Consider the following 12,046-nt stretch of genomic DNA (forward strand, 5'->3'; position numbering starts at 1 on the left):
GGTTGCGGTTGCGCACTCGCCTGCCGGTTCGCGGACGTTTGCCGCGCATGCCTGCGCACGCATCGGCATTCGAACCGGACCGCACATCCCGGACCGCATGCGGATCCGGTTCCTGCTCGGCGCAACAGCCCTGCCCGGCACGCCCCGCCCCCTTTCAACACAATCGCGAGCCCACAGCGTATGCGCAATGCACACGCGGCCAAACCATGCAAATCTGATATTCAATTCGGGATTGATTATTTCCATTCCGCATGATCCCGGCGGTAATCTGCGCTCCATTCCCGCCCCCGCCAACCGTTGCTGGCCGCGTGGGGCCGTCCTTGCATCGGAGACCCAGATGAGCGTCGAATTCATCGGCATGATCCAGAGCCAGAAGCAGTCGGAAATCCATCCGCCCGCCGGCCCCGCCGTCGACCCCGATTACGTGCGCGACTTCGCCCGCGCACATGAAACGGCCGGCTTCGACCGGATCCTCGTCCCGCACCACTCGACCGGCCCGTCCGCGACGCTGACGATCGCGTTCGCCGCCGCCGCGACCGAGCGCATCCACTTCATGCTCGCGCATCGGCCGGGCTTCACCGCGCCGACGCTCGCCGCGCGGCAGATCGCGACGCTCGATCAGTTCAGCCGCGGCCGGCTCGCCGTGCACTTCATCTCCGGCGGCTCGGACAGCGAGCAGCAGCGCGACGGCGACTTCCTCGACCACGACGCACGCTACGCACGCACCGACGAATATCTCGGCATCCTGCGCCGCATCTGGACTGAAACGCAGCCGTTCGATCACGACGGCGCGCACTACCGCTTCACGCAGGGCTTTTCGGAAGTGAAGCCGTTTCAGCAGCCGCACGTGCCGATCTACTTCGGCGGCGCCTCGGAAGCGGCGCTGGAAGTCGCCGGCAAGCACGCGGACGTCTATGCGCTGTGGGGCGAATCGCTCGACCAGGTGCGCGACCTGACGATCCGCGTGCGCGCCGAAGCCGCGAAGCACGGCCGGCAGGTGCGCTTCTCCGTGTCGTTCCGGCCGATCCTCGCGGCGACCGAAGACGAAGCATGGGCGCGCGCGCACCGGATCCTCGACGAAACGCGCCGCGTGCGCGAAGCGGCCGGCCTCGGCACCGGCGGCCCGCAGCAAAGCGAAGGCGCGCGGCGCCTGCTTGCCGCGGCCGAACGCGGCTCGCGCGTCGACAAGCGGCTGTGGACCGAGATCGCGAAGCTCACCGGCGCACGCTCGAATTCGACCGCGCTGGTCGGCACGCCCGAACCGGTCGCCGACGCGCTGCTCGACTACTACGACCTCGGCGTGACGACGTTCCTGATCCGCGGCTTCGATCCGCTCGAAGACGCGATCGACTACGGTCGCGAACTGATTCCGCGCGTGCGCAGCGCCGTCGCGGCACGCGACGCGGCACGCCGCGCGGCCTGACCCAAAGGGAGACGCCGACCATGTCCGCCGTCCTGGCTTCGTCATCGCCCGCACGCACCGCGTCGGGCCTCGTCCTCGCCGACACGCCGCGCCAGCATTTCTGGTTCGACCCGCCCGCGCCGCGCGTCGACGTCGCCGCCGAGCGTCGCCACCGGCAGGAGCGGCTCGCGGCCGCGTTCCGCCTGTTCGCGCGCTTCGGCTTCGCGTCGGGCCTCGCCGGCCACATCACCGCGCGCGACCCCGAACTGCCCGACCACTTCTGGGTGAATCCGCTCGGCGTGCATTTCTCGCGGATCAAGGTATCGGACCTGCTGCTCGTCAACGCACGCGGCGAAACCGCGATCGGCAACCGGCCGCTGAACAAGGCCGCGTTCGCGATCCACGCGGCGATTCACGACGCGCATCCGCACATCGTCGCCGCCGCGCACACGCATTCGACCTACGGCAAGGCATGGTCGACGCTCGGCCGCCCGCTCGATCCACTGACGCAGGACGCGTGCGTGTTCTACGAGGATCACGCGCTGTTCGACGACTTCACGGGCATGGTCGTCGACACGAGCGAAGGCGCACGGATCGCGGGCGCGCTCGCGAAGCCCGACGGCACCACGCACAAGGGCGTGATCCTGAAGAACCACGGCATCCTGACGGCCGGCCCGACGGTCGAGGCCGCCGCGTGGTGGTACATCGCGCTCGACAACGCCGCGCACACGCAGTTGCTGGCCGAAGCGGCCGGCGCGCCGCAACCGATCGATCACGCGACCGCGCGACACACGCACGGCCAGATCGGTGGCCCCGACGGCGCATTGCACGCGTTCGACAGCCTGTTCGCAGGCGTCGTCGCCGACGAACCCGACCTGCTCGACTGAACGCCCTTGCGCACGACCGGAACCGGAGACCACACGATGACCGATACCACCGCCCCCGCGCCGACCGGCGCCCATGACGACAAGCGCCGCCGGCTGCTGCGCGCGGCCGGCGCCGCCGCGCTCGCCGCGCCGGCGATCACGCTGGGCCGCAACGCATGGTCCGCGCCGCCGCTGAAGAAGCTCACGTTCGCGTGGAACCAGAACGCGTTCTGCCTGACGCCGATCGTCGTCGCGCAGGAGAACGGCTTCTTCGAGAAGAACGGACTGAAGGTCGAGCTGATCAATTACAGCGGATCGACCGATCAGTTGCTCGAATCGATCGCGACCGGCAAGGCCGACGCGGCGGTCGGGATGATCCACCGCTGGCTGAAACCGCTCGAAGCCGGCTTCGACGTGAAGATCATCGGCAGCTCGCACGGCGGCTGCGTGCGGCTGCTCGGCGCGAAGACGGCCGGCGTGACGACGCTGCAGGCGCTGAAGGGCAAGACGGTCGGCGTCAGCGATCTCGCGGCGCCCGGCAAGCACTTCTTCTCGATCCTGCTCGCGAAGAACGGCATCGATCCCGAACGCGACATCACGTGGCGGCAGTATCCGGCCGATCTGCTCGGCGTCGCGGTCGACAAGGGCGAGATCCAGGCGATCGCCGACGGCGACCCGAATCTCTATCTCCTCGAGAAGCGCAGCAACGGCGCGTATACGGAACTCGCGACGAACCTGTCCGGCGAATACGCGCGCAAGGTGTGCTGCGTGATCGGCGCGCGCGGCGACCTCGTGCGCAACGACCGGCCGGCGGCCGCCGCACTCGCGCGCTCGATCGTGCAGGCAACCGAATACACGCACGACAACCCGAATGAAGCCGCGAAGGCGTTCGCGAAGTATTCGCCGAAGATCAATCCCGAAGACCTGCGCAAGCTGTACGCGACGCTGACCTACACGCACCACCCGACCAACGTCGACCTGCAGCAGGAAATCGCGTTCTACGCGGACGATTTCCGCCGGATCAGCGTGCTGAAGAAGAGCACCGACCCGCAGCGCTTCGCGCAGCAGGTCTATGCGAACGTGCTGGGGTGACGCGATGTCGACGATCGAACACGCGTCCGCCGCGCGAACGGCATCCGCAACGAGCGGCACCGCCACCGCAATGGCCACGTCCCGCGCAGCATGCACGGCCTGCGACGCGACGCTCGCGGCCGAAGCCCGCCGCGCGCGTACCTGGCCGACCGGCATCGTCGCGGCGCTCGCGTGGGCCGCGCTCGGCGCGGTGACTTACGTGTGGCCGAACCGCGTCGTCGGTTTCACCGACTGGGCATACACCGACACGTTCGGCATCGCCGCGTGGGCGATCGCCGCGCTGCTGCTGGTCGCCGCGACGCTTGGCCATCGCGTGCCGGCCACGCGCCTGCGGCTTGCACGCGTGCGCCCGGCCGGCCCGTGGCTCGTCGCACTGCCGCTCGTGCTTGCCGCGTGGGAAATCGTCACGGCCAAGACCGGCTGGCTGCCGACGCCGTTCTTCGCGCCGCCGCAGGCCTTGATCGAGGTCTACGTCGACGACTGGCCGCGGCTCGCCGGCAGCGCCGCCAATACGCTGAAGCTGCTTTCGCTCGGGTTCGCGTACGGCGTCGCGGTCGGGTTCGCGGTCGGCGTATCGATCGGCTGGTCGCGCCGCATCGGCTACTGGGTGCATCCGGTGCTGCGCGTGCTCGGCCCGGTGCCGGCCACCGCGCTGCTGCCGCTCACGTTCTACTTCTTCCCGACGAGCTATTCGGCCGCTGCGTTCCTGATCGCGCTGTCGACCGGCTTCCCGGTCGCGGTGCTGACGTGGTCGGGGGTCGCGAGCGTGAACCGGCAGTACTACGACGTCGCGCGCACGCTCGGCGCGAACGCGCGCTTCCTGGTGCTGCGCGTCGCGATTCCCGCCGCGCTGCCGCATGTGTTCGTCGGCATCTTCATGGGGCTGAGCGCATCGTTCACGGTGCTCGTCGTCGCCGAGATGATGGGCGTCAAGTCGGGGCTCGGCTGGTACCTGAGCTGGGCGCAGGGCTGGGCATCGTACGTGAACATGTATGCGGCGCTGATCGTGATGGCGCTGCTGTTTTCCGGGCTGATCGCGCTGCTGTTCGCGGTGCGCGACCGTGTGCTCGCATGGCAGAAAGGAACCGTCAAATGGTGAGCGCCGCCGCTCTCGAATCGTCCGTCTCCACGGCACCCGTCACGCCCGGTGCCGCGACGGCGCGCGGCGCGCGCATCGACATCCGCCGCGTGAGCCATGCGTTTGACGGCCCCGGCGGCCCGCTGCCGGTGCTGGACGACGTCACGCTGTCGGTCGCGGCCGGCGAATTCGTCGCGCTGCTCGGCCCGAGCGGCTGCGGAAAATCGACGCTGCTGCGGCTCGTCGCGGGCCTCGACGCCGCTCGACAAGGCGCAATCGTGCAGGACGGCGTGCCGATCGAAAGGCCCGATCCGTCGCGCATCGTCGTGTTCCAGGATCCGACGCTCTACCCGTGGCGCCGCGTGCGCGCGAACGTCGCGCTCGGCCTCGAGGCGCGTGGCGTGGCGCGCACCGCGCAGCATCGCGTCGACGATGCGCTCGCGCGCGTCGGACTTCAGGAATTCTCGAACGTGTTTCCGCATCAGCTGTCGGGCGGGATGGCGCAGCGTGTCGCGCTCGCCCGCGCGCTCGTCAACGATCCGCGCCTGCTGATCCTCGACGAGCCGCTCGGCAAGCTCGATTCGCTGACGCGGTTGACGATGCAGGCCGAGTTGACCGCGCTGTGGCAGCGCGACGGGTTCTCCGCGCTGCTCGTCACGCACGATGTCGAGGAAGCGCTGTTTCTCGCGCAACGCGTGATCGTGTTCGGGCCGCGTCCCGCGCGGATCGTCGCGGAACTGCGTGTCGACCTGCCCTATCCGCGCCATCGCGGCGACCCGCGTCTCGCCGGACTGCGCCACGAAGCGCTGCGGCATCTCGGACTCGATTCGAGCTGGTAGATGCCGGGTGCCTCCAGCGGGATGGCCCGCGCACGGCAAAGGCCGCGCCGATGAATGCACCGCCGTTCGCCGACTGGGCGCTCCTGTTCCTGCAACTGCTGTATCGCGCGCAGATCGCGTTCGCCCGGGCACTGCATGCGGCCGGCCTGACCGGGGACGCCGACGGACAGGCTGCGTGGCCCTGGGCGCATCGGATCGCCCTTGAAACGCTGCGCATCGATGCCGGGCTCACGCGACAGCTTGCGTTCGCCTGCGCGGCAACCGCGCTCGCCGTAGCGCTGGTCTGCATCGCGCTCGTTTCGCGCAAGTGGCGAGCGGCGTCGGCAATCGCCGCATTGGCGGTCGCGTGGTTCGCGCCGTGGCCACCGGCGTCGCTGTGGCTCGCGCCCGCGGTGCCGACCAGTTTCCAGCGCAACCCCGCGCCGCTTTCCGTCGCCAACGTGATGCGCGGTGCGCACCTGTATGCGCGGCATTGCGCGGCGTGTCACGGCGCGGACGGCCGCGGCGAAGGACCGCTCGCGGCAACGCTCGCGCATTGGCCGCCGACCTTCGCGGGCGCGCTGCTCGCCCGCCGGCTCGAAGGCGAACTGTACTGGCGCGTGCGGCACGGTACGCACGACGCGCGCGGCGCGTCGTCGATGCCGGGCTTTGCCGCGACGCTCGGCCCCGGCGACACGTGGGCCGTGCTCGCTTACCTGAAGGCGCTGTCGGCCGGCAGCGGCGCGCAGGCGGAAGGTGCGTGGCCCGTGCCCGTTCCGCTGCCTACGCTCGACGTGCGTTGCGGCGGCGCCGCGCCGCAGCCGCTCGAGCGCTGGCGCGAAGGCCAGCGCGTGCGCATCGTTGCGCTCGCGCCGGGCAGCGCGCCGCCGACGGAGGATCCGCGCTGGCAGACGCTGCTCGTCACCGCCGACGACACGCCCGCGCCACCGGCCACCGGCTCGCGCGCGAACTGCGTCGCGTCGACGCCCGGCGCATGGCAAGCGTTCGCGACGATCGCTGGCGTGTCGCCCGAGACGTTCGGCGGCACGCAACTGCTTGCCGACCGGCGCGGCTGGCTACGGGCGCGCGCGTTGCCTGGCAGCGCGGGCTGGTCGGCCGATGATTTGTTGTGCCGCTCGGATGCGACCGCACGGCCTTCCGCCGCCCCCGCGAACGTCGATCCGCTGACCGCGCTGCTGCTGCGTGTGGACGCTGAACCGGTGCGCGACGTGCAGGCCGGGCTTGCGCATTGAATCTCTGAACCGTTTCCTCCAATCGACCGAACTTCACGATGAATCCGACCCGACGCCACTTCCTCGCGCAAGCGAGCGCCCTCGCCGCCGCCACCGTCGGCGTGGCTCCGACCGCATTGCACGCGCAATCGGGCACGCGACCGCTGCTGCGTGCCGGCGACCAAAAGGGCGGGCTGCGCGCGCTGCTCGAAGCGGCCGGCGAACTGAACGGCCTCGCTTACGACATCGCATGGACCGAATTCCCGGCCGCCGCGCCACTGGCCGAAGCGCTGAACGCGGCGGCCGTCGACTGCGGACCGATCGGCGACGCGCCGGTGATCTTCGCGCTCGCATCGGGTGCGCGCATCAAGGTGATCGGCGCGAACCGGTCCGACCCGTACGGCACCGCCTTGCTCGTGCGGCCCGATGCGACGCTGAAGGACGCCGCCGACCTGAAAGGCAAGCGCATTGGCACCACGCGCGGCTCGATCGGCCATTTCGTCACGCTGAAGGCGCTCGAAGCCGCAGCCCTGCCGCCCGATGCCGTATCGTTCCGCTTTCTGCCGCCGGCCGACACGATGCTTGCGCTCGCAACCGGTTCGATCGACGCGTGGGCGACGTGGGAACCCTATACCGCGCTCGCCGAAACGAGCGGCCGCGCACGCGTGCTCGTCAACGGCCGCGGCCTGTGGTCGGGCCTCAGCTACGTCGCGGCGACCGACGCGGCGATCGCGTCGAAGCGCGACGTGCTGCGCGACTTCCTGCAACGCGTCGTGCGCGCGCAGGCCTGGTCGTACCGGCACGTCGACGCGTATTCCGCGACGCTCGCGCGCATCGTCGGCATCCCGCCGGCTGCCGCGAAGCTGCAGTTCGAGCGCCGCAACACGCGGTGGCTGCCGATCGACGCGACGGTGATCGCCGGGCAACAACGCACGGCCGACTTCTACCTGAAGGCCGGGCTGCTGCGCCAGCCGCTCGACGTGCGCACGACCTTCGACCTCGGCTTTCCGCTGGCGTGACCGGCCGCGCGGCGCGGCGGCCTGCAACCGCCCAAACGGCTTTCGCATGATCTGGCACAATCGCGATTCGACCATCCCGCCTTCGTCAGCCAGCGTCATGCCAGCCATCTCCGAACTCTTCGTCTATCCGATCAAATCCTGCGCCGGCATCGCGCTGTCGCGCGCACAGCTGCTCGAAACGGGCCTCGCGTACGACCGCCACTGGCTGATCACCACCCCGGACGGGATGATGATCACGCAGCGCACGCACCCGCGCCTCGCGCTGATCCGCACCGCGCTCGAGCACGATGCGCTGGTGCTGAATGCGCCGGGCATGCCCGAGATCCGTACGCCGCTCGACGGCGATGCAACACCCGCCACGCCGAAGATGGCCGCGACCGTCTGGCGCGACACCGTCGACGCGATCGACACGGGCGCCGCGACGGCCGCGTGGCTCACCGAATTCCTCGGCATGCCGTTGAAGCTCGCGCGCTTCGGTGCCGAGTCGCGCCGTGGCTGCAACCGCAAATGGACCGGCGACATCGATACGCACACGCAGTTCGCGGACGGCTACCCGCTGCTCGTGATCGGCCAGTCGTCGCTCGACGACCTGAACGCGAAGCTCGTCGCGAAAGGCGCGCCGGCGATTCCGATGAACCGCTTCCGCCCGAACATCGTCGTGACGGATCTCGATGCGTACGAAGAGGATTTCGTCGAGCATCTCGACGCGGAAGGCGCGACGCGCGTGCGATTGCGCCTCGTGAAGCTGTGCACGCGCTGCCCGATGCCGACGATCGACCAGGTGACCGGCGCGCCGGATCCGGCATGGCCGCACGAGCCGACCGACACGATGCAGACCTATCGCGCGCATCCGAACTACGACGACGCGCTGACATTCGGCATCAACGCAATCGTCGTCGAAGGCGCGGGCGCGTGGCTCGAAGTCGGGCAGTCGCTCGAAGCGGAGATCGGGTTCGGCGACTGAGCGGATCGGTCGAAGCGGCGGACGGCATATCGTTTCCGTCGCCGCCCTCCGCCGCCATTCACCTCGGTTGCGTCGATCGCCGCGACTGCTACTGCGCCGCCCGAACCGTCGGCAGCATCACCGTCACGATCAGCCCGCCGTCCGCCGCATCGGAGAGCGTCACGCTGCCCTGATGCACGCGCGCGATTTCCCGCACGATCGACAACCCGAGCCCGGTGCCTTCGACCGTCTGCGTCTTGCTGCCACGATGGAAGCGCTCGAACACCGCGTCGCGCTCACCGGCCGGAATGCCCGGCCCGTTGTCGATCACGTCGAGCCGCGCATGCTCGCCGTCGCGCGACACGCGCACCGTGATTACCGCGCGGTCGCCCGAATAACGGATCGCGTTGTCGATCAGGTTGCCGATCATTTCGCCGAGCAGATCCGGTTGCCCGTGCACGTCGACGTCGGCCTCGTGCTCGAAGCCGAGATCGATGTCGCGCGCCCGCGCCACCGGGGACCAGTCGAGCGTCACGCTGCGCGCCAGCCGATGCAACGCGACCGGCTGGTGGGCGACCGCAAGGCCGCTGTCCGAATCGAGCCGCGACAGCGACAGCAGCTGCTGGATGATCTTCGCGGCCTGCCGCACCGCACCGTTCACGCGCCGCAAGTGCACATTCACGCGCGGCTGCTCGTCCGGCCGCAATGCCAGTTCGACGCCGGCCTGCACCGCCGCGAGCGGCGTCTTCAGCTGATGGGCCGCGTCCGCGAAGAAACGCCGCCGCGCGACCTGCATCTGCTGCGTGCGGCCGATGTACTGGTTGATCGACTCGACGAGCGGCGCGAGCTCGCTCGGCATGCCGCCGGTGTCGAGCGGCGTCGGATCGCCGTCGGTACGCGCGGCGACCTTCGCGGACAACCGGTTCAATGGCCGCAGCCCGCGCCCGACGCCGAGCCACACGATCCCGAGCGCGAGCACGACAAGCAGTCCTTCCTGCAGCAGCGAGCCCATCAGGATTTCGCGCGCGAGCGCCTGGCGTCCCTCGATCGTTTCGCCGACCATCACCCACACGATGCGCGTCTGCGCGGTCGGCACGTCGTGCACCGGCACGCGCAACGCGGCCATGCGCAGCTGCTCGCCGCGATAGACGACGTTGTAGTAGCGCGTGACGAACAGCGCGCCGTCACCCGGCGGCAGCGGCAGGTCCGGATAGCCGGTGATCGTGTGCCCGTTGTCCTCGCGGATCAGGTAGTAGATCTTGCCGCCGTCGCCCGACTCGAACATCTCGAGCGCGAGATACGGCAGGTCGACCTCGATCTCACCGTCGTTGAGCCGCACGCCTTCGCGGATCGACTTCAGCGACGACGACAGCGTGCGGTCGAACGCGACGTGCGCGGCGCTCATCGCGCGCTGGTACGTGAGCCACGAGTCGAGCGCGAGCAGCCCGAGCAGCGGCAGCAGCAGCCACAGCGCGACTTGCGTGCGCAGGTTCGGTCGGCGGATCATCATGTCTCCCGCCGGGCCGCCCCAGGCACGGCATGCGCCCCCTCGGAAGGCAGCGGAAGTGTCGATCCGGCATTGCGCTTCAGCGCGCACTCCGGTCCCGTGCAAAGCCAGCGAGCGTGGGATGGGTTCATCCGGCGGCCTTCGCTTCGAGCAGATACCCGAGCCCCCGCAGCGTGACGATCGCGACGCCGGTGTTTTCCAGCTTCTTGCGCAGCCGGTACACGTAGATCTCGATCGCGTCCGCGTTGACCGACTCGTCGAGCCCGAAGATTTTCTCCGACAGCGTCTCCTTGTTGATCGCGCGACCGTTGCGCAGGATCAGCACCTCCAGCACCGAGCGCTCGCGCGGCGTGAGCGGCAGCGCTTCGCCGGCGAGGTGGAAGCTGCGGTCGATACTGTCATACGAAAGCGGCCCGCATGCGACCCGCGAATGCTCGTGGCCGAGGCTGCGCCGGATCAGCGCGCGGGCACGCGCCTCCAGCTCGGTCAGTTCGAACGGCTTCGCGAGATAGTCGTCGGCCCCGAGATCGAGCCCCTTCACGCGGTCCTCGACCGAGCCGTGCGCGGTCAGGATCAGCACCGGCACGGGATTGCGGCGCGCGCGCAACCGCCGCAGCACCTCGAGCCCGTCGAGCTTCGGCAGCCCGAGATCGAGGATCACCAGCGCGTAGTCCTGCGTGCGCAGCACGTGATCCGCCGCCTCCCCGTCCGCCATGTGATCGACCGCGAAGCGCGCGGCGCTCAGCGCGTCGTTCAGCGACTGCGCCAAGTTCGGGTTGTCTTCTACGAGCAGCACACGCATGGGGACCTCGGGAAATCCATGACACAAAGGACGCTATTGTGAACCGAAATGAAAGCAGGCTGAAAGTGCCTCGCAATTAACATCCGCGTCACTCGAACAACACACACGCATCACTGGAGGAAGACATGCCGTTTGCACCGAAGCAGCTCACCGCCGCGCTGGCGATCGTCCTGGGCACCGCCGCCGGCGCCGTTGTCGCGCAGGTCCCGGCCGGGTATCCGGGTAACTACCAAGGCGTCGTCGACGCCGCGAAGAAGGAAGGCAAGCTGATCGTCTACTCGACGACTGACACGGGCCTCGTGCGCCCGCTGATCAAGGACTTCGAAAGCCTGTACGGCGTGAAGGTCGAATACAACGACATGAACAGCACCGAGCTGTACAACCGCTACATCAGCGAGAACGCGGCGAGCAGCACGAGTGCCGACGTGCTGTGGAGCTCGGCGATGGACCTGCAGGTCAAGCTCGTCAACGACGGCCTGATGGCGTCGTACGATTCGCCCGAAAGCGCGAACCTGCCGCAATGGGCGCAATACCAGAAGCAGGCGTACGGCACGACGTTCGAGCCGCTCGCGATCGTCTACAACAAGCGCCTGATCCCCGAGAACGAGGTGCCGAAGACGCGCGCCGACCTGATCAAGCTGCTCACCACGCAGGCCGACAAGTTCAAGGGCAAGGTCACGACCTACGACATCGAAAAGTCGGGCGTCGGCTTCAACTACCTGACGCAGGACGCGCACGTGAACGAGAAGGTCACGTGGGAGCTCGTGAAGGCGATCGGCGCGACCGGCCCGAAGCTGCAGTCGAGCACCGGCGCGATGATGGAGCGCATTTCGTCCGGAGAGAACCTGATCGGCTACAACATCATCGGCTCGTATGCGTACGCGAAGGCGAAGAAGGACAAGTCGATCGGCTACGTGTTTCCGAAGGACTACACACAAGTCGTGAGCCGCCTGGCCACGATCTCGAAGAAGGCGAAGAACCCGAACGCCGCGAAGCTGTGGGTCGACTACCTGCTGTCGCAGCGCGGCCAGACGCTGATCGCGAATCAGGCGAACCTGTACGCGATCCGTGCGGACGTGACCGGCGAAACGTCGGCCGCGAGCCTCACGAAGGAACTCGGCGATTCGCTGAAGCCGATCCAGATCGGCACCGGCCTGCTCGTCTATCTCGACCAGTCGAAGCGGCTTGCGTTCCTGAAGCAATGGCAGCAGGCGATCAAGCGTTGATCGGCTGAGCAGCTGACCACGGGCCGCCCGCGGCGCATCGCGCGGGCGCCCCCTTCCCCTT

General features: G+C 68.9%; 11 protein-coding genes. 9 read left to right on the top strand and 2 right to left on the bottom strand.

Annotated features, from left to right (window positions below):
• Positions 1–337: 337 nt before the first annotated feature.
• The 8 genes from ACT2FV_RS05260 (at position 338) to ACT2FV_RS05295 (ending at position 8,471) form a co-directional block, all read left to right on the top strand.
• A complete protein-coding gene (locus ACT2FV_RS05260) occupies positions 338–1,423 on the top strand; it encodes an LLM class flavin-dependent oxidoreductase (protein ID WP_444503378.1) in 1,086 nt (361 codons plus the stop codon).
• Between the two features lie 20 nt (positions 1,424–1,443).
• The gene (locus ACT2FV_RS05265) at positions 1,444–2,289 is read left to right on the top strand and encodes a class II aldolase/adducin family protein (RefSeq protein WP_151051937.1); all 846 of its coding nucleotides are present in this window, start codon (positions 1,444–1,446) and stop codon (positions 2,287–2,289) included.
• 36 nt (positions 2,290–2,325) lie between these two features.
• Positions 2,326–3,360, top strand: coding sequence for an ABC transporter substrate-binding protein (locus tag ACT2FV_RS05270; protein ID WP_059679641.1), 1,035 nt, complete (start codon positions 2,326–2,328; stop codon positions 3,358–3,360).
• A gap of 4 nt (positions 3,361–3,364) precedes the next feature.
• The gene (locus ACT2FV_RS05275; RefSeq protein ID WP_444503379.1) at positions 3,365–4,459 is read left to right on the top strand and encodes an ABC transporter permease; all 1,095 of its coding nucleotides are present in this window, start codon (positions 3,365–3,367) and stop codon (positions 4,457–4,459) included.
• Entirely contained in the window at positions 4,453–5,277 is an 825-nt protein-coding gene (locus tag ACT2FV_RS05280; protein WP_444503380.1) for an ABC transporter ATP-binding protein, read from the top strand. The genes ACT2FV_RS05275 and ACT2FV_RS05280 overlap by 7 nt, the downstream gene beginning before the upstream one ends.
• Before the next feature lie 50 nt (positions 5,278–5,327).
• Complete coding sequence (locus ACT2FV_RS05285) at positions 5,328–6,509, top strand: c-type cytochrome (protein WP_174920109.1); 1,182 nt, start codon at positions 5,328–5,330, stop codon at positions 6,507–6,509.
• Between the two features lie 38 nt (positions 6,510–6,547).
• Positions 6,548–7,507, top strand: coding sequence for an ABC transporter substrate-binding protein (locus ACT2FV_RS05290; protein ID WP_124900716.1), 960 nt, complete (start codon positions 6,548–6,550; stop codon positions 7,505–7,507).
• 97 nt (positions 7,508–7,604) lie between these two features.
• Complete coding sequence (locus ACT2FV_RS05295) at positions 7,605–8,471, top strand: MOSC domain-containing protein (RefSeq protein ID WP_444503381.1); 867 nt, start codon at positions 7,605–7,607, stop codon at positions 8,469–8,471.
• An 88-nt stretch (positions 8,472–8,559) separates the two neighbouring features.
• Here the strand turns inward: ACT2FV_RS05295 and ACT2FV_RS05300 are convergent, their stop codons facing one another.
• Together ACT2FV_RS05300 and ACT2FV_RS05305 are read right to left on the bottom strand one after the other, a co-directional pair.
• Positions 8,560–9,957, bottom strand: coding sequence for a sensor histidine kinase N-terminal domain-containing protein (locus ACT2FV_RS05300; RefSeq protein ID WP_444503898.1), 1,398 nt, complete (start codon positions 9,955–9,957; stop codon positions 8,560–8,562).
• A gap of 127 nt (positions 9,958–10,084) precedes the next feature.
• Positions 10,085–10,759, bottom strand: coding sequence for a response regulator (locus ACT2FV_RS05305; protein ID WP_059599296.1), 675 nt, complete (start codon positions 10,757–10,759; stop codon positions 10,085–10,087).
• A gap of 125 nt (positions 10,760–10,884) precedes the next feature.
• On the opposite strand from ACT2FV_RS05305, the gene ACT2FV_RS05310 reads away from it, so the two are divergent.
• Complete coding sequence (locus ACT2FV_RS05310) at positions 10,885–11,985, top strand: ABC transporter substrate-binding protein (protein ID WP_444503382.1); 1,101 nt, start codon at positions 10,885–10,887, stop codon at positions 11,983–11,985.
• The last annotated feature ends 61 nt before the right edge of the window (positions 11,986–12,046 follow it).

It is taken from the genome of Burkholderia sp. PR2, from assembly GCF_052372875.1.
In the GTDB taxonomy this organism is placed as follows: domain Bacteria; phylum Pseudomonadota; class Gammaproteobacteria; order Burkholderiales; family Burkholderiaceae; genus Burkholderia; species Burkholderia diffusa.